This is a genomic window from Nonomuraea dietziae (assembly GCF_014195505.1).
GTDB classification, from domain to species: Bacteria; Actinomycetota; Actinomycetes; order Streptosporangiales; family Streptosporangiaceae; genus Nonomuraea; species Nonomuraea roseola.
The window spans coordinates 7,747,314-7,767,607 of sequence record NZ_JACIBV010000001.1; the positions used below are offsets into that span (position 1 = coordinate 7,747,314).

Consider the following 20,294-nt stretch of genomic DNA (forward strand, 5'->3'; position numbering starts at 1 on the left):
CATTCCAGACACCGCGCCCAGAGCAGGGCGGCCGTCGGCGGCGACACACGCCGCTGGGCGACGTCCGCAGCCAGGGGTGGAGCATCTTGGTGTCGACCCACGCGTGAGCGCGGCTCAGGCCAGGTGGGTGCCGAACCAGTCGAGGACCCGCTGGTAGGCCTGGGCCGCGGCCTGAGCGTTGTAGCGCTGGCCGGTGTCGTTGAAGAAGGCATGGCCGACGCCGGGGAAGGTGACGATCTCGTGGGTGAGCCCCGCCTTCTCCAGCGCGGCCCGCGCCGCGTCGCGGGTGGCGTTCACCCGGTCGTCCTGCTCGGCGTAGACGCCGAGGACGGCCGCCCTCGTGCCGGCGAAGTCGGCGCCGTCGGGCAGCGGGCCGTAGAAGGGCACGGCGGCGGCCAGGCGCGGCTCGGCGTTCGACAGCAGCAGCCAGGTCATCCCGCCGCCGAAGCAGAACCCCACCATGCCGAGCTTGGTGCCGGGCGCCCTGACGGCCAGCTCGTCCAGCGCCGCCTTCATGTCGGCGACGAACCGCTCGGGCGGGATCTCACCGAGCTTGGCCGTGGCCTGGGCGGTGTCGCTGAAGGACTCCGTGCCGCCCTCGCGTGAGAGCAGGTCGAGGGCGAGCGCGGAGTAGCCGCTGGCGGCCAGCCGTCCCGCGACGGAGCGGGTGTGGTCGTTGAGCCCACGGTTCTCGTGGATGACCAGGACCGCGCCCTTGCCGTTCGGCGCCTGGGCCCAGGCGCCGCGCAGGGTGGCGCCCTCGGGACCCGCGAAGGTGATGGCCTCCGCCGGCAGGGGCGAAGGGCCCGCGGGTGAGGCGGTCGGGCTCGGTGAGGGGCTGGCCGTGGGCGTGCTCGGCACGGCGGCCTGCCCGTCCGCCCCGCAGGCGGTCAGCAGCGCGGTGGCCGCGGGCAGCCCGAGGCCGAGCAGGGCCAGCCTGCGCAGCGCTTCACGCCGAGAGATGAGCCCTTCGACGTGGTCGAGAGCGATCTCCTCGGCGAGGTAGCGCTTGAAGGGTGACATCATGCCCGGATCGTAGGCCGCGCCGACGAAAGACCGGGTAAAGGGCGGCTCCGTGCGACACCGAAAATTCAGATAAAGACGAGCGTTACGCCGGTTTTCGCGTCCTCTTGATGACATTCCTCGTGAACCTACGAAGGGACATGAGGATCCATGGCACGCACATCACGCTGGAAGGTGGGGGCCGTCGTACTGGCCGGTGTCGCGCTCGTCATGACGGGGAGCGCGGCCTCGTTCGCCGAACCCGAGCCGACGGCGCTCGAACTGAGAGTCGTGGTCGACGACTGCCCGCACGAGGTCACGCCATGACCGAGCCCGACCTGCTGGAGCGGGCGCTGTTCGAGGTCAAGAGGGTGATCGTCGGGCAGGACCACATGGTCGAACGCCTGATGGTCGCGGTCCTGGCCAAGGGGCACTGCCTGCTCGAAGGGGTGCCGGGCATCGCGAAGACGCTCGCGGCCGAGACGCTCGCCACCGTGGTCGGCGGCTCGTTCGCGCGCATCCAGTTCACGCCCGACCTGGTGCCCTCCGACATCGTCGGCACCAGGATCTACCGCCCGTCCACCGAGAGCTTCGACATCGAGCTCGGGCCCGTCATGGCCAACCTCGTGCTCGCCGACGAGATCAACAGGGCGCCCGCCAAGGTGCAGTCGGCGCTGCTGGAGATCATGGCGGAGCGCCAGGTCAGCATCGGCGGCGTCACGCACCCGATGCCCGCGCCCTTCCTGGTGCTGGCCACGCAGAACCCGATCGAGTCCGAGGGCGTCTACCACCTGCCCGAGGCGCAGCGCGACCGCTTCCTGATGAAGATCGACGTGGGCTATCCCAGCGAGTCGGAGGAGCTGGCGATCGTCTACAGGATGAGCGTGGACCCGCCCGTCCCCCAGCCCGTCCTCGACCCCGCGCGGATCGTCGCCCTCCAGCGGCGGGCGGAGGAGGTGTTCGTCCACCATGCGATCGCGGAGTACGCGGTGCGGCTCGTCCTCACCACCAGGGAGCCCTCGCGGTACGGCCTGCAGGACGTCGAGCGGTCGCTGGCGTTCGGCGCCTCGCCGAGGGCCACGCTCGGGCTGCTGGCGGCGGCGCGGGCCCTGGCGCTGCTGAGGGGGCGCGACTACGTGCTGCCCGACGACGTGCGCGACCTGGCGCACGACGTGATGGCGCACAGGCTCGTGCTGTCGTTCGACGCTCTCGCGGAGGGCGTCACGTCGAGGCACATCGTGGACAGGCTGGTCGAGACCGTGCCGCTGCCCGTGGTCGCTCCACAGCAGGAGGCGGCGGCATGAGGCCCTATCTGGCCGCCGAGCCTGCCCTGCGCAGGCTGGAGCTGATCGTCACCCGCCGGCTCGACGGCCTGCTGCAGGGTGAGCACCTGGGCCTGGTGCCGGGGCAGGGCAGTGAGCCCGCGGAGGCCAGGCCGTACCAGGCGGGCGACGACGTGCGGCGCATCGACTGGAACGTCACGGCGCGCACCGCCGCGCCGCACGTCAGGGACCTGGTCGTGGACAGGGAGCTGGAGGTGTGGACGCTGCTCGACGCCACCGCGAGCATGGACTTCGGCACCGCGAGGATGGAGAAGAGGGAGCTGGCCCTGGCCGCGGTGGCGGCGGTCGGGTTCCTGACCCAGCGCACGGGCAACAGGATCGGGGCGCACCTGCTGCACGGCGGCGGGGTGCGCAGGCTGCCCGCGAGGACGGGCAGGCCGCACCTCATGGCGCTGCTGCAGGCGATGTTCGGCCTGCCGCGCACCGCCCCTGGGGTGGCGGAGCCGCCCCTCGCGGCGGCGCTCGAACAGCTCGGCAGGGTGGTACGGCGGCGCGGCCTGGTCGTGGTGGTCTCCGACTTCCTCGACGACCCGCCCTCGTGGGAGGGGCCGTTGCGGCGCCTCGGGGTCAGGCACCAGGTGCTGGCCGTGGAGGTCGTCGACCCTCGCGAGCTGGCCCTGCCCGACGTCGGGGTGCTGACGCTGATCGACCCCGAGAGCGGCAGGCGCAGGGAGGTGTCCACGGGCGACGCCAGGCTGCGCCTGCGGTACGCCGAAGCGGCCGCCGCCCAGCGCGCGGCCATCTCGGCGGCGCTGCGCGGGACGGGCGCCACGCACCTGCGGTTGCGCACGGACGGCGACTGGGTGCGTGACCTCGTCGAGCACGTGCTGCGCCAGCGCAGGCTCGCGCGCCTGGCCCCGGCGCCCCGCGCCACCGCCGTGCGCGGGGGTTCCGACGGGGACACCACCTCGGGCCCCTCGTCCCCGGACCGGAGCGAGGGCCGAGGCCCCCGGGGGAGCGAGGGCCGAGGCCTCCGGGGGAGCGAGGGCCGAGGCCTCCGGGGGAGTGGGGTCGTCCCCGAAGGCCACGCCGCTCCTGGCGGGCCGTGGGGGAGAGGGCCGGGAGGTGAGGCGGCATGAGCCTGCTGGCGCCCATCTGGCTGCTCCTGCTGATCCCCGTGGGGCTCATCGCCGTCACCTACGTCGTGATGTCGAGGCGGCGCAGCGCCTACGCCGTCCGTTTCAGCAACCTCGACCTGCTGGACAAGGTCGCGCCCAAGAGCCCCGGCTGGCGCAGGCACGCCCCCGCCGCGGCGCTGCTGGCGATGCTGGTGCTGCTCGTGGTGGGCTTCGCCAGGCCGACGGCGCAGGTCCAGGTCCCGAGGGAGCGAGCGACGATCATGGTCGCGTTCGACGTCTCCGCCTCGATGGAGGCCACGGACGTCGCGCCCGACCGCTTCACCGCCGCCCGCGAGGCCGCCCGCCAGTTCGTCGAGGGCCTGCCGCCGCGCTTCAACCTGGGCCTGGTCGCCTTCTCCGGTCAGGCGTCGGTGGCCGTTCCGCCGACCACGGACAGGCAGGCGGTGCTGGCCGCGCTGGGCAGGCTCACCACCGCCTCGGGCACGGCGATCGGCGAGGCCGTCCACTCCTCGTTGGAGGCCATCCAGCGGCTCGACACCGAGCAGGAGCCGCCGCCCGCGCACATCGTGCTGCTGTCGGACGGCTCCAACACCACCGGCCGTCCCCTTCCGGAGGCCGCGAGGGCGGCCGCCGAGCGAGGGGTGCCCGTCACGACCATCGCGTACGGCACGCAGACCGGCACCATCGACATCCAGGGCAACCAGATCCCCGTTCCCGTCGACGCCCCCGCGCTCCAGGAGCTGGCACGTTCGGCGGGCGGCGGCTTCTACGAGGCGGCCAGCGGCGACGAGTTGCAGGCGGTCTACGACGACATCGGCACCTCGGTCGGCTACCGGACGGAGCGGCAGGAGATCTGGCCGTGGTTCGTCGGAGCGGGCCTGCTGCTGGCCGCGCTGGCGGCGATCGGCTCGATGCTGTGGTTCTCGAGGCTGCCATGACCACGACGAGGGATCACGCCATGAACGGTCTGGGCGAGCCGCGAGGCCCCGACTTCCGCTCGGGCACGCTGCCCGGGCACCAGCAGGGGCCGCCGCCACCAACGCCTGTCGCGGACGGCAGGGTGGCGGCCGCCCCCAGAGGCCGCCTCCTGGTGACCGCCGCGCTCGTCGCCGCGCTCACCGGCGGGGCGGCGGGTGTCGCGGGGGCGCGGCTCATCGAAGGGTCCGAGCCCGCCCCCGCGGCCCTGCCCCGCGTCCCCGCCGCCCAGCCCCCAGGCCAGGGGCAGGGCCAGGGACAGGGCAGGACACCGGCACAGGCGCTCAGCGCCACCGCCGCCCAGGTGCTGCCCAGCGTGGTCTCCGTCGAGACCAGGAGGGGCAGCGGCTCGGGCTTCGTGATCGACGGCAGCGGCCACGTGCTGACCAACGCCCATGTCGTCGGCCGCGGCAGCACCGCTACCGTGGTGTTGAACGACGGACGCAGGCTGGGCGCCACGGTGGTCGGCGAGGACGAGGACGAGGATCTGGCCGTCCTGAGGGTCGGAGACGCCTCGGGCCTCACCCCCGCCAGGCTCGGCAGGTCGAGCGAGCTGGCCGTCGGCGACCAGGTGCTGGCCATCGGCCCCCCTCTCGGCCTGTCGGGGACGGTGACCGCGGGCATCGTCAGCGCTCTGGACAGGGAGGTGGGGCTGGGCGGCAGCAGCAGGCGCACCGCCGTACAGACCGACGCCTCCATCAACCCGGGCAACTCCGGTGGCCCGCTGGTCAACGCCAGGGGAGAGGTGGTGGGGGTGAACACCGCGATCGCGACGAGCAGGGGCGGAGGCAACATCGGGATCGGCTTCGCGATTCCGATCGACAGAGCCGCTCCGATCGCGGAAAGCATCATCCGAAACTAGGGTGCACAGCATGCGACTACTGGTCGTCGAAGACGAGGAGGACCTGGTCGACGCGTTGCGTGTCGGCCTGATCCGGGCCGGCTACGCCGTGGACGTCGCCTACGACGCCCCCTCGGCGGCGGAGAAGCTCCAGGTGAACACCTATGACCTGGTGCTGCTCGACCTGAACCTGCCAGGTGGCGACGGCTTCCAGCTCTGCCGTACGGCCAGGGCCTCGGGAAGCGGGGTGCGGATCATCATGGTGACCGCCCGCGACCGCCTCGACGACAGGGTCAGGGGCCTGGACGAGGGCGCGGACGACTACCTGGTCAAGCCGTTCGCCTTTCCCGAGCTGCTGGCCAGGGTGCGGGCGCTGCTGCGCAGAGAGACCGGCGGGACCTCCGTGCTCGAGGTGGGAGCGCTGCGGATCGACACCGCGCGCATGGAGGTCTCGCTCGGCGGCAGGTCGCTGGCGCTGACCCCCAAGGAGTACGGCGTGCTGCACTACCTCATGACCAAGCCGGGCCATGTGGTCTCCAGCGAGGAGCTGCTGGAGCACGTGTGGGACGAGCACGCCGACCCCTTCACCAACACCGTCCGCGTCACGGTCGGCAACCTGCGCCGCAAGCTGCAGGAGGAGGGGCTGATCGAGACGGTGATCAGCAGGGGGTACCGGCTGAGGGAGGACGCGTGATCCACACCATCAGGTTCAGGATGACCGTGCTCTACTCGGCGCTGCTGTTCACGCTGGCCGCTCTGGTTCTGGGCGGCATCTACTACGTGGTGTCCGCCTCGACCGAGCAGCGCCCCTACACCACCGAGTACGCCAAGACCTACCGCTCCAACGGCGAGTACCTGGGCAAGGCCCCGGTGGTCTTCGTCGAGGAGGTCGAGAACGCCATCAACGTCAAGACGATGGCCACGCTGCGCGACTACTCCCTGGCCACGCTCGCCTTCCTCTTCGTGGCCAGCCTCCTCATCGGCTGGATCCTGTCGGGCAGGGTGCTGCGCCCGGTCAGGGCGATCACCCGCACCACCGACGAGATCCAGGCCACCGACCTGTCCAGGAGGATCAGGCTCGAAGGACCGAAGGACGAGCTGCGCGACCTGGCCGACACCGTCGACACGATGCTCGACAGGCTGGAGGAGGCCTTCAGGGCGCAGCGCCAGCTCATCGACGACGCCTCGCACGAGCTGCGCAGCCCGTTGACGATCATCAGGACCAACGTCGACGCGGTCCTGGCCTCGCCCGAGGCCACCGAGGAGGAGCGGGTCCGCGCGGTCGCCATCGTGGACCGCGCGACCACGCGCATGACCAGGCTGGTGGAGGATCTGCTGGCCAGCGCCAGGCGCCAGGGCACCGCCTTCGCCGACAGCGACCTCGACCTGGCCCAGGTGGCCGACGAGGCCGCCGAGGAGTACACCGCGCTGGCTCAGGCCCGCGGCCTCACGCTGACCAGGTCGCTGACCGGCGAGCTGCCCATGACAGGCGATCACGACGCGCTGCGCAGGGCGGTGGCCAACCTGCTGTCCAACGCCGTACGGCTCTCGCCCCCCGGCGGCACGGTCGAGGTGGCGGCGGGCAGGCAGGGCGGCTGGCTCTGGACGGCCGTCCGCGACGGGGGCCCCGGCCTCTCCGAGGAGGACAGGCCGCGCGTCTTCGACAGGTTCTGGCGCGGCGAGGCCAGCCGCAGGGACCGGCACACCGGGCTTGGCCTGGCGATCGTCAGGCAGATCGTGGAGTCGCACGGAGGGCGGGTGGCGGTCTTCTCCCAGTTGGGCGAGGGCAGCACGTTCGTGCTCTGGCTGCCGTCGCGCGAGGGTGCCGAGAGCCCGGTGCCGACGATCAATCCCCTCGCTGGTGTCGTGAACATATAGGTTGGCTCGGAATACGAGGAAATCTGAGTCATTGGCGGGATATATGCCGGAAATGCTGGACGGGCGCTACCAGCTGGACGAGCCGATCGGGCGCGGCGGTATGGGCGAGGTCTGGCGGGGACACGACCCGCGGACCGGCAGGGCGGTGGCCGTCAAGATCCTCGCGCCACAGGTGACACAGCCCGCCGCCCGCGAGCGCTTCGCCCGCGAGGCGAGGGCCGCGGCGCAGATCGTGCACTCCAACGTGGTCACCGTCTTCGACACCGGTGAGCAGGACGGCCGCCCCTACCTGGTGATGGAGCTGCTGACGGGCCGCAGCCTGGCCGACGAGCTGACCGACGGCCACAGGTACGGCATCGCCGAGGTGTGCCGCCTGATGAGCCAGGCCGCCTCCGGCCTCGACGCCGCGCACAAGGCCGGGGTGATCCACCGCGACATCAAGCCCGCCAACCTGCACAGGACGGCCGACGGCACCCTCAAGATCGTCGACTTCGGCATCGCCCAGGTGGCCAGCGAGACCTCCCGCCTCACGACGGTCGGCACGGTCGTCGGCACCGCCGCCTACCTCGCCCCCGAGCAGATCAACGGGGAGGCGGGCACCGCGGCCTCCGACCTCTACGCCCTCGGCTGCGTCGCCTACGAGTTGCTGTGCGGGCAGCCGCCCTTCTCGGGCGGGGCCGCCGACCTGATGCGCAAGCACATCTTCGAGCCGCCCGTGCCGCCCGCCCAGATCAGGCCCGACGTGCCTGCGGGGCTGGACAGGCTCATCGTCGCCATGCTCGCCAAGGAGCCCGCAGGCCGTCCCGCCAACGCAGAGCAGGTACGGCAGGCCTTCGCGGCCTTCGCCTTCCCCGCCGCGACGGCCCCGAATCCCACGGCCGTCATGCCGGCGCCCGACGCCGCGGCGACGGCGGACCCGCGCAGGGGCGCCACGATGCCGGTGACGGGCGCGTGGGCGGCCGAGCCTCCCGCCCCCTCCGGGCCGAGCCGGCAGAACAGGCGGCTGATCCTGCAGGCGGTGGCCGGTGTGGCGGTGATCGCGGCGGTGGCTCTCGGCGTGACGCTGCTCAACGGCCGCTCGGGCACGCCGTCCCCGACGCCCACGAACGCGCCCGTCTCCACGCCCGCCACGCAGCCCGCGCCTGAGCCGACCCCCTCACCGACCCCGGTGGAGTCGCTGCGGGAGACGGGCTCGCCCGAGCCGGAGGACGACGAAGGCGGCGACGACGGCGAGACCAAGGCCTACACGCCCTCCGGCGGCTGGCAGAAGTGGCTCGGTGAGTTCGACAGGGCTGTCCTGCTGCAGGAGGCCGAGGGCGGCATCGACCCGAAGACCGCCGCCAAGGCGCACGAGCAGATCCGCGAGGCGGCCAGGGCGGCGGTGGCGGGTGACGAGAGCGCGGCTCAGGACAAGGTCCTGGGCCTGACCCGTGACCTGTTCAAGGATCTGCGCAAGGGCAAGCTCAGGAACGGTCCGCTGACGGACTTCCTCAAGGGCGCGGGCCTGCGCTAGCGGCCCCTGGCCCTGCACACCGCCAGCGTGACGGCGTAGGCGAGGGGCGGAAGCACGAGGACGGCGACGCGCAGGCCGTACAGGACGACGGGGTGGGCGGTCCACGTGGCCGCCCAGACCACGGTGAACAACGTGATCACCGTGATCCCGAGGGCGGTGCGGGCGGGGGCGGCGCCCGGTCCCCTCCGAACAGGAACGCCGACAGGTGGGTGCCGACCAGGGGGATCGACAGCAGCGGGCTGCCGGCCTGGCGCAGGCCCGTCCCGCCGAGCTGGTCGGCGGGTAACGAGACGCCGGGGAACGACTCGAACAGCACCAGGGCGAAGAGCGTCACGCCGATCATCCAGGTCAGCTCGCGCGGCCTGCGAGCCGGCGGCCGAGGCCCAGCCGGTCGTCCAGATAGCTCGCCGTGCCTGTCGCCGCGCGCGCGGAGCCCGCCAGGAGCCTTTCGAGCCGGGTGGGGGTGGCCATGACGCGATTGTGCGCCGCATATGGCGAGGTTCAAGAAATTGGTTTACACCAATTGGTATAAACCACTTGAATTTCAGTGGATTAGACCGGTGAATACTGCCTGACCTGGTGAAACGTGGACTTAACCAAGGGGTGCAGTTTCAAGTCGGTCTTTATCGGTAGAGTCCGGGACGGAGGCGTTCACAAAGGAGTTGTGGTGGCCAAGTACGTTTACGACTTCACCGAGGGCAACAAGGATCTCAAGGATCTTCTCGGGGGTAAGGGCGCCAATCTGGCCGAGATGACCAATCTCGGACTGCCCGTCCCCCCTGGATTCACGATCACCTCTCAGGCGTGCCGCCACTACCTGGCGGAGGGCGCGGTGCCTGACGGGCTCGAGGCGGAGGTCGCCGAGCACCTGGCGGCGCTGGAGTCCGCGATGGGCAAGAAGCTCGGTCAGGCCGACGACCCGCTGCTGGTCAGCGTTCGCTCAGGCGCCAAGTTCTCGATGCCGGGCATGATGGAGACGGTGCTGAACATCGGGCTCAACGACGAGTCCGTGCACGGCCTGGCCAAGCAGGCCGGCGGCAACGAGCGCTTCGCCTGGGACTCCTACCGCAGGCTCATCCAGATGTTCGGCAAGACCGTCCTCGGCATCGACGGCGACCTGTTCGAGCACGCCCTCGAGTCGCTCAAGGGCTCCCGCCAGGACACCGACCTGTCGGCGGAGGAGCTGCAGGCGCTGGTCGAGACCTTCAAGGGCATCGTCCGCTCGGAGACGGGCAAGGACTTCCCCTCCGACCCGCGCGACCAGATGCGCCTGGCCGTCATGGCCGTCTTCGACTCGTGGAACGCTCCCCGCGCCATCCTCTACCGCCGCCAGGAGCGCATCCCCGCCGACCTGGGCACCGCGGTGAACATCGTGGCCATGGTCTTCGGCAACCTCGGCGAGGACTCGGGCACGGGCGTGGCCTTCACCCGTGACCCCGGCTCGGGCCGTCAGGGCCTCTACGGCGACTACCTGCAGAACGCCCAGGGCGAGGACGTCGTCGCCGGCATCCGCAACACCATCCCGCTGCAGGAGCTCGAGCGCATCGACAAGCGATCCTACGACGAGCTGCTGCAGATCATGGAGAAGCTCGAGAACCACTACCGCGACCTGTGCGACATCGAGTTCACCATCGAGCGCGGCAAGCTCTGGATGCTGCAGACCAGGGTCGGCAAGCGCACCGCCGCCGCCGCGTTCTGCATCGCCACCCAGCTGGTCGACCAGGGCCTCATCAGCATCGACGAGGCGGTCACCAGGATCACGGGCGACCAGCTCGCCCAGCTGATGTTCCCCCGCTTCTCCTCGGAGGGCGAGCGCAGGCTTCTCACCAAGGGCATGAACGCCTCCCCGGGCGCCGCGGTGGGCAAGGCCGTCTTCACCTCCGAGCGCGCCATCGAGCTGGCAGGGCAGGGCGAGGACGTCATCCTGGTCAGGCGCGAGACCAACCCCGACGACCTGTCCGGCATGATCGCCGCCAGGGGTGTGCTGACCTCGCGCGGCGGCAAGACCTCGCACGCGGCCGTGGTCGCGCGCGGCATGGGCAAGACGTGCGTCTGCGGGGCCGAGGAACTGGAGGTCTCCACCTCCTCGCGCAGCTTCACCGCGCCGGGCGGGGTCACCGTCAACGAGGGCGACGTCATCTCCATCGACGGCTCCACGGGCGAGGTCTTCCTCGGCGAGGTGCCGGTCATGGACTCGGCGGTGGTCGAGTACTTCGAGGGCGCCGCCCCGCAGGACGACCTGGTCCGCGCGGTGGACCGGATCATGAAGCACGCCGACGAGGTGCGCACGCTCGGCGTGCGGGCCAACGCCGACAACGCCGAGGACTCCGCGCGCGCCAGGCGCTTCGGGGCGGCGGGCATCGGGCTGTGCCGCACCGAGCACATGTTCCTCGGCGATCGCCGTCAGCTGGTCGAGGATCTGGTGCTCGCCTCCTCCGAGGAGGAGCGGCAGTCCGCCCTCGACGCGCTCGAACCCCTCCAGAAGAGCGACTTCATCGAGATCTTCCAGGCCATGGACGGCCTGCCGGTGACGATCAGGCTCATCGACCCGCCGCTGCACGAGTTCCTTCCCGACCTGGTGGAGCTGTCGGTGAAGGTGGCCAAGGGCGACGCCTCGGACAAGGAGCGCGCCCTGCTGGTCGCCGTCAAGCGGCTGCACGAGCAGAACCCGATGCTCGGCCTCAGGGGAGTAAGGCTCGGCCTGGTCATCCCCGGCCTGTTCGCCATGCAGGTCAGGGCCATCGCCGAGGCCGCCCGCGAGGTTCGGGGCGCCAGGCCCGAGATCATGATCCCGCTGGTCGCCGCCGTACAGGAGCTGGAGGCGGTACGCGAGGAGGCGGCCGGCATCCTGGCCGAGGTCGGTGTCGACGCGCTCGTCGGCACCATGATCGAGACGCCCAGGGCCGCGCTCACGGCGGGACAGATCGCCGAGGCCGCGCAGTTCTTCTCCTTCGGCACCAACGACCTGACGCAGATGGCGTGGGGCTTCTCCCGCGACGACGTCGAGGCCGCCTTCTTCTCCCGCTACCTGGAGCTGGGCATCTTCGGCGTCTCCCCGTTCGAGACCCTCGACAGGGACGGCGTCGGCCGCCTGGTCAGGATCGCGGCGGAGGAGGGCAGGAAGGCCAGGCCCGACCTCAAGCTCGGCATCTGCGGCGAGCACGGCGGCGATCCCGACTCGGTCCACTTCTGCCACGAGGCCGGGCTCGACTACGTGTCGTGCTCGCCCTTCAGGGTTCCCGTCGCCCGCCTGGAGGCGGCCCGCGCCGCCCTGCAGGAGAGCGCCTCCGACACCCGCTGACCGTCGCGCCCGGACCCCCGGCCTGCCGGGGGTCCGGCGCTTGTCAGGCCGGCACGAAGTCGGGCTTCACGCCCAGGCCCGCCAGCCACGAGCGCATGCCCTGCACACCCGACGGGTCGGCGACGACCTGGGCGGCGTAGTCGGCCACCAGCACCTCCTCGCCGTCCTCGAACAGCAGCCTGGCGGGCCCCGACCACGACAGCGCCCAGCGCGCCTGGTCGTGCTGGATGAGGGTCGCCTCCAGCGCCCTGCCGAGCACCGACGCGAGCAGCTTCTCCGAGGGCTCCCAGCCGAGGCCGCGCAGCTCGCCCTCCAGCGCGGCCCGCTGACCGCGCGCCAGCGCCTCGAAGGCGGCGTCGAGGTACGGCCGCGCGGCCCCCATCACCCGCTGCCCCGCCACGGCCAGGTCGCGCAGCGCCTCCTCGTTCACCGCCGTGTACATCCCGCGCGCCACCAGGTCCTCCCAGGACACCGGCCGCATGGCCAGCGCCTCCTGGGTCCAGAAAGACTGCTCGAGGGCGTGTGCGGCCACCGAGGCGTCGCGCAGCAGCACGGTGGCGGGGCGAGGGTCGGGGACGTGCGGGGGCTCGGGCAGCAGCGCGATCGCGGCCAGGCGCTCGCCCAGGCTCGGGTGCGAGTCGTACGGCGAGCTCTCCTCAGGCTGCTCGGCGAGCCTGGCCAGCTCGGCCTGTCGCACGGGGTCGCCGACCAGGGCGCGGAACCCGCCGAAGACCGAGGCGGGCCTGTTGCCCGCGATGCCGGTCATCGACAGGTAGTCCTCGGTGAACAGCTGCCAGGCCCGCGCCGTGTCGCGGACCTTGGTGAGCGCGTTCGACATCGCCGCCCGCCCGGCGATCGCGACGGCGAAGGAGTCGGCCTCCAGCTCCTGCCGTCGCGACACCGCCTGGGAGACGCGCAGGTAGAGCTTGGTGTAGGCCAGGAACAGCCGCCGGATGAAGGGGTGGTCGCCGAGCCCCTGCACGGTCGCGATCAGCGCGACCCTGCCCCGGTAGACCGGCGCGCCGAGGCGGGTGTGCGCGCCGGAGTAGTGGCCGAGCTCGTGCCCGAGCACCGCCCGCGCCTCGTCCAGCGTGAGGGTCTGGAGCAGCGGCAGCCCGATGTACATGCGCCGCTTCGACGACGACAGGCCGAGGAAGCGGGTGTCCTCAGCGACGGCGGCGTTGACCTCCGCGACCAGCCTGATCTCGTCGGGCGGAGCGGTCTTGACCCGCTGCGCCAGCTCCTCGACCGTCCGCCACAGCTCGGGCTCCTGCTCCCTGCCGACCGCCAGCCCGGGCTCCTCGCCCTGGCGCCTGCGGCTGACCATCCACAGCGCCCGCACCAGCGCGCCCGCCGCGAGCGTGAGCACGATCGCGACCTGGAGGCCCCTGGCGTGGAAGTCGACGAACAGCAGGACGTCGAAGAAGACGGCGGCGGCCAGGATCAGGCCGACGAGCACGTAGAAGCCGGCAAGGAGGGTGAAGGCCAGCACGGCACGGAACGCGGTGGTCACGCCGATGACCTTATAGGGCGAGATGCCGCCTTCTGACCGGCAGGTTGACCGCGGCCCACACCACCAGGGCGACCACGAGCACGCTCGCGGGCACCAGCCACAGCGGGCCCGCGGGCCACGGCCTGCCGAGGAATCCGACGCTCAGCATGACCAGCGGCACGCCCGCGAGCACCAGCCCCGCGGCGCAGGCGGCGAGCGCGATGACCAGCGACTCCCAACGCAGCATCCGCCTGACCTGACCGGGCGTCGCGCCCAGCCGCCGCAGCGCCAGCAGCTCCTCGACCCTGCCCGTGGTCGTGGCCACCAGCCGGTTGGCGACCGACACCAGCACATAGCCGATCAGCACGGCGAGCACCGCGATGTTCACCAGCCCCTGCGTGGCGTCCGCGTCCGCGATCGAGGCGGCCGCCCGCCGCGACACCTCCGCTCCAGGCCAGGTCTTGGCCAAGGAGGAGAGGTCGGCCGCGGCGGGCCGCACCAGGATTTCCGCGTCGAGGCCCGTGGTCGTGTGTCCCGCGGCCAGGTCGCGCGAGAGCACCAGCGCGCCGAAGCCGAGGGCCCGCGAGTACGTCGCGACCACGCGCGCCCGCACCGGCGTGCCGTCTCCCATGAGCAGGTCTAGGCGCTCGCCGACCTCGCCCAGGTCGGCGTCGAGCGCGACGGTGTCGCCCTTGAGCTCGCCCATGCTGCCCTCGACCACGCCGAGGTCGACGACGCCCCCGGCCTCGGGTCCCAGGATCATGGCGGTCCTGGCGTGCAGGCCGGGATCGTCCCCCACGGCCAGCGAGCGGGTCAGCACCGTGGTCGTCGAGGCGGGGGCGGCGGCCATGACGCCCGGAAGGGCGCGCACGTCGTCGAGCAGGCCGTGCGGGACGCCCCCCAGCCTCGGCGCGGAGACCGAGGCGACGTCGGCCAGGCCCGCGTTCACCTCGTCCGCCTTGGCCTGGCTGATCGTGGTCTGGGTCAGCACGACGCTGAGCCCGAGCGTGACCATCATGCCGAGAGCGGCGACGGCGCCCGCCGTCCTGAGCGCGTAGCCGTGGGTGTTGGTGACCGCCAGCCACAGGGGCGCCGACAGCCCGGACGGCAGCCGCCGCGCCAGCGCCCCCATGGCCGCCTGCACCAGCATGGGCCCCGCCAGGGCGAGCCCGACGATCGCGAGCAGGGCGGCGGTGGCGGGGCCGAGCCCGGCGATCTCGCCGCGGACCAGCAGCGGCGTGGCCGACAGCCCCAGCGCGACCAGCATGAGCAGCAGGCCGCCCCCCGTCCGCACCCTGGACGGCACGCGGGGCTCGGCTTTGGACTCGGCGACGGCCGAGACGGGCGGCATCCGCGACGCCTTCAGCGAGGCGGTCCACGCCGCGAGCCTGACCACGCCGAACAGCAGGACGGCGGCGGCCACGGCGGGCAGCGGGCCGTACGTCAGGGGCAGGTCGGGCGGCAGTGCCCCCGTGCCCTCCAGCAGCTCGCCCAGGCGGGCGGCCAGGTAGTAGCCGAGCGCGGCGCCGGGCGGCAGCGCGGCCAGCGCCGCGACGCAGCCCTGGACCGCGACCAGCCGCCTGACCTGGCGGGGAGTGGCGCCCGCCGCGCGCAGCAGCGCGAGGTCGCGGCGCTGCCTGTTGACCGAGAGCGACAGTCCTCCGCCGATCACGAACCCGACCGTGATCAGGCTGATGCCGCCGATCGAGGCGGGTAGCGCGATGAGCATGCCGCGCGCGGCGGCGGTGCCGGGCCGTTCGGCGTCGCCCCTCGCGCCACCGGTGGAGATCACGTAGCGGTCGCCGAGCAGCCGCTCCGCCTCGGCCGCCACGGTCTGCGCGGTGATGCCCCGCCCGGCGCGGAGCGCCACGAGATCGACCCTGCCGCTCCTTCCCGACAGCTCGGCGGCGGTGGAGTCGGCGAAGTACAGGCCGGGCGCGTCGATCACGGCCGTCACCCGGTAGCGGCCAGGACGGCCGCCCGCGACCACCCGTACCTCCTGCCCGACGCGCGCGCCCGCCATGGCCAGCTCGCCGTCCCGCCTCGGCGGGGCGCCCTCGACCGCCTTGCCGCCCGAAAACGCCAGCGACGACCATCCGTGTCCCGCCGCCGCCGGATCGGCGGGGCCGGTACTCCCGCTCGTGCCGGGGGTGACAGCACCGGACGTGCTCGGCTGCCCTGGAACGACGGCGGCGGGGAAGCTCAGGTCGCCCACGGCGGACTCGACGCCGGGCAGCCGCGACAGCCTGTCCACGATCGAGGAGGGGAGCGTGGCGCGTTCGGGGAGCGCCACCGGCAGGTCCTCCTTCCTCGGGACCAGCTGCCGGGCGGAGACCACCACGTCGGCCCCGGTGAGCCGCGTCGAGTTCACCTGCGACCGCAGGCCCGACTCGACGATCACGCCGGTCCCCGTCACCAGCGCCATCCCGCCGAAGACCGCGAAGAAGGCCACGACGAGGCCGCCGAGGCCCGACATGGCCAGCGCCGTCCTGATCACGTCAGCACTCCGTTCAGGCGCGTCAGCCGTACCGCCAGCTCCTCGGGGGCGGGCGCGGACAGCAGGTCCACCACCCTGCCGTCGGCCATCACCAGCGTCTCGTGGGCCCGCGCCGCGGCGGCGGGATCGTGGGTCACCATGATCACCGTCTGGCCCAGCTCGTCGACCAGTTCGCGCAGCAGCCCCAGCACCTCCGCCGCGCTGCGCAGGTCGAGCGCCCCCGTGGGCTCGTCGGCGAAGACGACGTCGGGCCTGGCGGCCAGCGCGCGGACGAGCGCGGCGCGCTGCTGCTGCCCGCCGGACAGCTCGGCGGGCCTGCGGCGCAGCCGCCCCCCGAGCCCCACCCTCTCGACCAGCTCCGACAGCCACGCCCTGTCAGGGCGCACGCCCGCCAGCCGCAGCGGCAGGGTGAGGTTCTCCTCGACGGTGATGGAGGGCAGCAGGTTGTAGGACTGGAAGACGAAGCCGACATGCTTCCTGCGCACCTCCGTGCGCCTGGTCTCGTTCAGCCCGCTGACGGTCACGCCGCCGATCCTGACCGTGCCGGACGTCGGGGTGTCCAGCGCGGCGGCGCACTGCAGCAGCGTGCTCTTGCCCGAGCCCGAAGGGCCCATCACGGCCACGAACCTGCCACGGGGAAAGCCGAGCGAGACGTCGTCGAGCGCGGTGACGCTCCCGTACGACCTGGTGACCCGCTCAAGGGTGACGACGTCGCTCACGAGTGCCGCCTCTTCATCCGAAATCTCATGACCATGACGCTAGAAAAAGGATCAAGAAAGCAGAATCCGGCCACCTGCCGAGACGGTGCTACAGCCAGCTGCAGTGAGCCTTCGGTGCGGATGGGTACACTCACAGCACTTATGGGCCAATACAGCGACCATGACCAGGAACGATGGGTTCCCGAGCCGCTCGGCAACCCCGACAGGGGCGCGTTCGAGCGCGACAGGGCCAGGGTGCTCCACAGCTCCGCCCTGCGCAGGCTGGCGGCCAAGACCCAGGTGGTGGGGCCCGCGGAGACCCTCGGGGTCGGCCAGCACATCCCGCGCACCAGGCTCACCCACTCCCTGGAGTGCGCCCAGGTCGGCAGAGAGATGGGCGCCACGCTCGGCGTCGACCCCGACCTGGTCGAGACCGCCTGCCTGGCCCACGACCTCGGCCACCCGCCCTTCGGCCACAACGGCGAGAGCGCGCTCGACGAGCTGGCCGCCTCGTGCGGCGGCTTCGAGGGCAACGCGCAGAGCCTGCGGCTGCTCACCAGACTCGAGGCCAAGGTGCTGACGAGCGAGGGCGGCAGCGCGGGTCTCAACCTCACCAGGGCCTCGCTCGACGCCTCGGTGAAGTATCCGTGGCCGCGCGCGGGAGCGGGCAAGTTCGGCGTCTACGACGACGACCTGCCCGTCTTCGAGTGGATCAGGGACGGCGCGCCCAGCAAGCGGGTGAGCTTCGAGGCGCAGATCATGGACTGGGCCGACGACGTCGCCTACTCCGTCCACGACCTGGAGGACGCGCTCCACTCGGGCCACGTCACCCCCAACGCGCTGCACTCGCCGACCGAGCGCGAGGCCGTCTGCGAGCTGACCCGCACCTGGTACGTTCCCGACGCCACCTGCGCCGAGCTCGAGCAGGCCTTCGACCGGCTGCTGGACTTCCCGCTCTGGCCCCGCCGCTTCGAGGCCACGCTCGCCGACCTGGCCGGGCTCAAGGCCCTGACCAGCGGCCTCATCGGCCGCTTCTGCCGGTCGGCCGAGGCCGCGACCAAGGAGGCCTTCGGCTACCGCCATCACGCCGACCTCGTCGTGCCGCGGGCGACGCGGCTGGAGTGCGCGCTGCTCAAGGGTGTCACCGCGCACTACGTCATGACCACCGACGACCACCACGCCAACCAGGCCAGGCAGCGCGAGCTGATCTCGGAGCTGGCCTCGCTCATCACGCTCGGCGCGCCCTACACGCTCGAACCCGCCTTCAGGCCCGCCTTCACCGGCGCGGAGAACGACGCCGCCAGGGTGCGCGTGGTGATCGACCAGATCGCCTCGCTCACCGACACCTCTGCCGTCGCCTGGCACCGCCGCCTGTCCCGCTGACCGTCCGGGTCCTTGACGGGTGGTTCCGAGAGTCGGCCCGCTAGCGCGACCGCGAGGGACGATACTCCGAACATGGCAACCTTTGTGATCGTCGGCGCGGGGCTCGCAGGAGCCAAGGCCGCGCAGACGCTGCGGGAAGAGGGCTTCGACGGCGAGGTCGTGCTCATCGGCGCCGAGGAGGAGCGGCCCTACGAGCGGCCCCCGCTCTCCAAGGGCTACCTGCAGGGCAGGAGCGAGCGGGAGAAGATCTTCGTCCATCCGCCCTACTGGTACGCCGACCAGGAGATCGACCTGCGGCTCGGGGTCACCGTCACCGGCATCGCGCTGGACGCGCACGAGGTCGCGCTCGACGACGGCTCACGCATGTCGTACGACAAGCTCCTCATCACCACCGGCGCGAGCCCCCGCACCCTGCCGGGCCAGGCGTACACGCTGCGGACCGTGGCCGACAGCGAGGCGCTCAAGGCGGGCTTCGCCGCGGGCGGCAGAGTGGTGATCATCGGGGCGGGCTGGATCGGGCTGGAGAGCGCCGCGGCGGCGCGGGAGGCGGGCTGCGAGGTCACCGTCGTCGAACCCGCGCCCACCCCGCTGCACAGGGTGCTCGGCCCCGAGCTCGGCGAGGTCTTCGCGCACGTCCACCGCCGCCACGGCGTGGACCTGCGGCTCGGTGTCTCCGCCGAGGAGGTCGAAGCGGACGGCGTACGGCTCGGCACGGGCGAGCGGCTGCCCGCCGACCTGGTCGTCGCGGGCGTCGGCGCCGCCCCCAACGTGAACCTGGCCCGCGAGGCGGGGCTCGAGGTGGGCGACGGCATCCTCACCGACGCCGCGCTGCGCACCTCCCACCCCGACGTCTACGCCGCGGGAGACGTAGCGGAGTCCTACCACCCCCTCTACGGCAGGCGGCTGCGCGTCGAGCACTGGGCCAACGCGCTCAACGGCGGCCCCGCGGCGGCCAGGTCGATGCTCGGGCAGGAGGTGGTCTACGACCGCGTGCCGTACTTCTACACCGACCAGTTCGACCTCGGCATGGAGTTCAGCGGCGACACCAGGGGTTACGACCAGGTCGTCATCAGGGGCGAGGAGCTGGAGTTCATCGCCTACTGGCTGCGCGAGGGCAGGGTGATCGCCGGGATGAACGTCAACGTCTGGGACGTCGTCGACGACATCCAGCGGCTCATCCGCTCAGGCGGGCCGCTGCCCCCGCAGGACTGAGCGCCCTGCTACAGCGTGCCCGTGTCGTTGAGCGGCGGCGGGGTCGGCGTCTGCGTGGGAGTGCTCGGCTTCTTCTTGCGCTCCTTCTCCTTCTCCTCCTCCTGAGGAGGAGAGGAGGCGGACCTGGAGGAGCACAGCGTGGTGCACGCGGGCGTCTCGCCGAGCTTGCGGCGCAGCTTGAACGTCTCCTCCTTGGGGGAGAGCGTGGGGTTGCCCTTCAGCCACGCGTCGAGGTAGTCCCACGGCTCGACCATGCCCCGCCGCACCCACCAGTAGGCGGGGCCGGTCTTCCACGAGATAGCGAAGTAGAGGTTCGGGGCGGTGTCGCGGGCGTTGCCCGTGTTGCCCACCTTGCCGAGCTCCTGCCCCGCCTTCACCTTCGCGCCCGGCGCGAGGCCCTCGGTGACCGAGTCGAGGTGGCCGCCGAGGTAGCGGACGCCGTCCTCGCCGATGATCGAGACGAACCGGCCCTCGCGGTCGGAGCCCACGTCGGTGGAGGGCTTCCAGCGGTTGTTGATGTTCACCTCGTCGATCACCCCGTCGACAGGGGCGACGAACGAGCAGCCCCTGGCGGCCCAGATGGTCGTCTTCGGGATGATGAGCAGCTTGCGCTGGTAGTTCGTCTTGCAGCCCTTCACGGGGAAGGCGTAGTCATACTTGGACACCTTCGGCGGCGGCACCTTGACGGGATCGGCGGCGGCCGGCCGCTGGACGCCCGACTGGTGCTCGGTGCCCGGCGTGCTCGTGGCGCCCGTCGGGGTGCCGCTCGGAGCGGCGCTGGGGTCGCCACTGGGGCCGGCGCTGGGGTCGGCCGCCATGGCGGGGGCCCTCATGCTGACGCCCGCCACACCGGTGGCCTGCCCGCATCCTCCGGCCAACAGGACGGCGCCCACCACGACTGCACTAAGACGCCCCGATCGCATGATCTCCACCTGTGTCAGCGTATCCAACGACAACCTTTACCTTTGTAACCGACCGGGACGGTGGTCACGACCGCTTTGCCGTTATCCGTCGGTGCTTCTCGTCGCCACGGGCGCCGTCGCCGCGCCCGCCGCGCGCGCACGGGGAGCGTCCCCTGAA

At 72.1% G+C, this 20,294-nt stretch carries 19 protein-coding genes; 11 read left to right on the forward strand and 8 right to left on the reverse strand.

Annotated features, from left to right (window positions below; translation table 11 throughout):
* Positions 1 to 114 precede the first annotated feature (114 nt).
* On the reverse strand, positions 115 to 1,026 hold the full coding sequence (locus FHR33_RS36895; protein WP_221241398.1) for a dienelactone hydrolase family protein: 912 nt from the start codon (positions 1,024 to 1,026) through the stop codon (positions 115 to 117).
* A 147-nt stretch (positions 1,027 to 1,173) separates the two neighbouring features.
* On the opposite strand from FHR33_RS36895, the gene FHR33_RS36900 reads away from it, so the two are divergent.
* Genes FHR33_RS36900 through FHR33_RS36935 form a run of 8 tightly spaced genes read left to right on the forward strand, consistent with a single transcriptional unit; the run spans position 1,174 to position 8,631 of the window.
* Positions 1,174 to 1,329 (forward strand): hypothetical protein, encoded by a 156-nt coding sequence (locus FHR33_RS36900; protein WP_183657948.1) that lies wholly within the window; start codon positions 1,174 to 1,176, stop codon positions 1,327 to 1,329.
* Positions 1,326 to 2,306 carry an AAA family ATPase gene (locus FHR33_RS36905; protein WP_183657951.1) on the forward strand — a complete coding sequence of 327 codons (981 nt, stop codon included), beginning with the start codon at positions 1,326 to 1,328 and terminating at the stop codon, positions 2,304 to 2,306. The genes FHR33_RS36900 and FHR33_RS36905 overlap by 4 nt, the downstream gene beginning before the upstream one ends.
* Positions 2,303 to 3,424 (forward strand): DUF58 domain-containing protein, encoded by a 1,122-nt coding sequence (locus tag FHR33_RS36910; protein WP_221241399.1) that lies wholly within the window; start codon positions 2,303 to 2,305, stop codon positions 3,422 to 3,424. The genes FHR33_RS36905 and FHR33_RS36910 overlap by 4 nt, the downstream gene beginning before the upstream one ends.
* Entirely contained in the window at positions 3,421 to 4,362 is a 942-nt protein-coding gene (locus FHR33_RS36915) for a VWA domain-containing protein (RefSeq protein WP_183657954.1), read from the forward strand. The genes FHR33_RS36910 and FHR33_RS36915 overlap by 4 nt, the downstream gene beginning before the upstream one ends.
* A 20-nt stretch (positions 4,363 to 4,382) precedes the next feature.
* The gene (locus FHR33_RS36920; protein ID WP_221241400.1) at positions 4,383 to 5,261 is read left to right on the forward strand and encodes a S1C family serine protease; all 879 of its coding nucleotides are present in this window, start codon (positions 4,383 to 4,385) and stop codon (positions 5,259 to 5,261) included.
* Between the two features lie 10 nt (positions 5,262 to 5,271).
* Complete coding sequence (locus tag FHR33_RS36925; RefSeq protein WP_183657960.1) at positions 5,272 to 5,934, forward strand: response regulator transcription factor; 663 nt, start codon at positions 5,272 to 5,274, stop codon at positions 5,932 to 5,934.
* Positions 5,931 to 7,118 carry a sensor histidine kinase gene (locus tag FHR33_RS36930; protein ID WP_221241401.1) on the forward strand — a complete coding sequence of 396 codons (1,188 nt, stop codon included), beginning with the start codon at positions 5,931 to 5,933 and terminating at the stop codon, positions 7,116 to 7,118. The genes FHR33_RS36925 and FHR33_RS36930 overlap by 4 nt, the downstream gene beginning before the upstream one ends.
* Positions 7,119 to 7,161: 43 nt before the next feature.
* Positions 7,162 to 8,631 carry a serine/threonine-protein kinase gene (locus tag FHR33_RS36935; protein ID WP_183657962.1) on the forward strand — a complete coding sequence of 490 codons (1,470 nt, stop codon included), beginning with the start codon at positions 7,162 to 7,164 and terminating at the stop codon, positions 8,629 to 8,631.
* Here FHR33_RS36935 and FHR33_RS36940 read toward each other — a convergent pair.
* The 3 genes from FHR33_RS36940 to FHR33_RS52120 are packed head-to-tail and all read right to left on the reverse strand — an operon-like array spanning position 8,628 to position 9,102.
* Positions 8,628 to 8,771, reverse strand: coding sequence for a hypothetical protein (locus tag FHR33_RS36940; protein WP_183657965.1), 144 nt, complete (start codon positions 8,769 to 8,771; stop codon positions 8,628 to 8,630). The genes FHR33_RS36935 and FHR33_RS36940 overlap by 4 nt on opposite strands.
* Positions 8,768 to 8,965: a cytochrome b N-terminal domain-containing protein gene (locus FHR33_RS36945; RefSeq protein ID WP_312895892.1), complete on the reverse strand. Its 198-nt coding sequence runs from the start codon at positions 8,963 to 8,965 to the stop codon at positions 8,768 to 8,770. The genes FHR33_RS36940 and FHR33_RS36945 overlap by 4 nt, the downstream gene beginning before the upstream one ends.
* Positions 8,966 to 8,979: 14 nt before the next feature.
* A complete protein-coding gene (locus FHR33_RS52120) occupies positions 8,980 to 9,102 on the reverse strand; it encodes a hypothetical protein (protein WP_281388217.1) in 123 nt (40 codons plus the stop codon).
* A gap of 196 nt (positions 9,103 to 9,298) precedes the next feature.
* Between FHR33_RS52120 and ppdK the strand changes: the two genes are divergently transcribed.
* Positions 9,299 to 11,932, forward strand: coding sequence for a pyruvate, phosphate dikinase (gene ppdK, locus FHR33_RS36950; protein ID WP_183657971.1), 2,634 nt, complete (start codon positions 9,299 to 9,301; stop codon positions 11,930 to 11,932).
* A 43-nt stretch (positions 11,933 to 11,975) separates the two neighbouring features.
* On the opposite strand, the gene FHR33_RS36955 is transcribed toward ppdK, so the two are convergent.
* The 3 genes from FHR33_RS36955 to FHR33_RS36965 are packed head-to-tail and all read right to left on the reverse strand — an operon-like array spanning position 11,976 to position 16,640.
* Positions 11,976 to 13,445 (reverse strand): M48 family metallopeptidase, encoded by a 1,470-nt coding sequence (locus FHR33_RS36955; protein WP_183657973.1) that lies wholly within the window; start codon positions 13,443 to 13,445, stop codon positions 11,976 to 11,978.
* A 10-nt stretch (positions 13,446 to 13,455) separates the two neighbouring features.
* Positions 13,456 to 15,921 (reverse strand): ABC transporter permease, encoded by a 2,466-nt coding sequence (locus tag FHR33_RS36960; protein ID WP_183657975.1) that lies wholly within the window; start codon positions 15,919 to 15,921, stop codon positions 13,456 to 13,458.
* Positions 15,918 to 16,640, reverse strand: a complete 723-nt coding sequence (locus FHR33_RS36965; RefSeq protein ID WP_183657977.1) for an ABC transporter ATP-binding protein — start codon at positions 16,638 to 16,640, stop codon at positions 15,918 to 15,920. Before FHR33_RS36965 ends, FHR33_RS36960 begins: the two co-directional genes overlap by 4 nt.
* A gap of 141 nt (positions 16,641 to 16,781) precedes the next feature.
* Here FHR33_RS36965 and FHR33_RS36970 point away from each other — a divergent pair, with 141 nt between their 5' ends.
* The gene (locus FHR33_RS36970) at positions 16,782 to 18,002 is read left to right on the forward strand and encodes a deoxyguanosinetriphosphate triphosphohydrolase (RefSeq protein ID WP_183657979.1); all 1,221 of its coding nucleotides are present in this window, start codon (positions 16,782 to 16,784) and stop codon (positions 18,000 to 18,002) included.
* A gap of 72 nt (positions 18,003 to 18,074) precedes the next feature.
* Positions 18,075 to 19,214 carry an NAD(P)/FAD-dependent oxidoreductase gene (locus FHR33_RS36975; protein ID WP_183657981.1) on the forward strand — a complete coding sequence of 380 codons (1,140 nt, stop codon included), beginning with the start codon at positions 18,075 to 18,077 and terminating at the stop codon, positions 19,212 to 19,214.
* An 8-nt stretch (positions 19,215 to 19,222) separates the two neighbouring features.
* On the opposite strand, the gene FHR33_RS36980 is transcribed toward FHR33_RS36975, so the two are convergent.
* Positions 19,223 to 20,137, reverse strand: coding sequence for a M23 family metallopeptidase (locus FHR33_RS36980; RefSeq protein WP_183660519.1), 915 nt, complete (start codon positions 20,135 to 20,137; stop codon positions 19,223 to 19,225).
* Positions 20,138 to 20,294: the final 157 nt, after the last annotated feature.

Excerpts from the sequence above, each read along its gene's own strand:
- FHR33_RS36895 (WP_221241398.1), bottom strand. The coding sequence starts at position 1,026 with ATGATGTCACCCTTCAAGCGCTACCTCGCCGAGGAGATCGCTCTCGAC.
- FHR33_RS36900 (WP_183657948.1), top strand. The coding sequence starts at position 1,174 with ATGGCACGCACATCACGCTGGAAGGTGGGGGCCGTCGTACTGGCCGGT.
- FHR33_RS36905 (WP_183657951.1), top strand. The coding sequence starts at position 1,326 with ATGACCGAGCCCGACCTGCTGGAGCGGGCGCTGTTCGAGGTCAAGAGG.
- FHR33_RS36910 (WP_221241399.1), top strand. The coding sequence starts at position 2,303 with ATGAGGCCCTATCTGGCCGCCGAGCCTGCCCTGCGCAGGCTGGAGCTG.
- FHR33_RS36915 (WP_183657954.1), top strand. The coding sequence starts at position 3,421 with ATGAGCCTGCTGGCGCCCATCTGGCTGCTCCTGCTGATCCCCGTGGGG.
- FHR33_RS36920 (WP_221241400.1), top strand. The coding sequence starts at position 4,383 with ATGAACGGTCTGGGCGAGCCGCGAGGCCCCGACTTCCGCTCGGGCACG.
- FHR33_RS36925 (WP_183657960.1), top strand. The coding sequence starts at position 5,272 with ATGCGACTACTGGTCGTCGAAGACGAGGAGGACCTGGTCGACGCGTTG.
- FHR33_RS36935 (WP_183657962.1), top strand. The coding sequence starts at position 7,162 with ATGCCGGAAATGCTGGACGGGCGCTACCAGCTGGACGAGCCGATCGGG.
- FHR33_RS52120 (WP_281388217.1), bottom strand. The coding sequence starts at position 9,102 with ATGGCCACCCCCACCCGGCTCGAAAGGCTCCTGGCGGGCTCCGCGCGC.
- FHR33_RS36970 (WP_183657979.1), top strand. The coding sequence starts at position 16,782 with ATGGGCCAATACAGCGACCATGACCAGGAACGATGGGTTCCCGAGCCG.
- FHR33_RS36975 (WP_183657981.1), top strand. The coding sequence starts at position 18,075 with ATGGCAACCTTTGTGATCGTCGGCGCGGGGCTCGCAGGAGCCAAGGCC.
- FHR33_RS36980 (WP_183660519.1), bottom strand. The coding sequence starts at position 20,137 with ATGCGATCGGGGCGTCTTAGTGCAGTCGTGGTGGGCGCCGTCCTGTTG.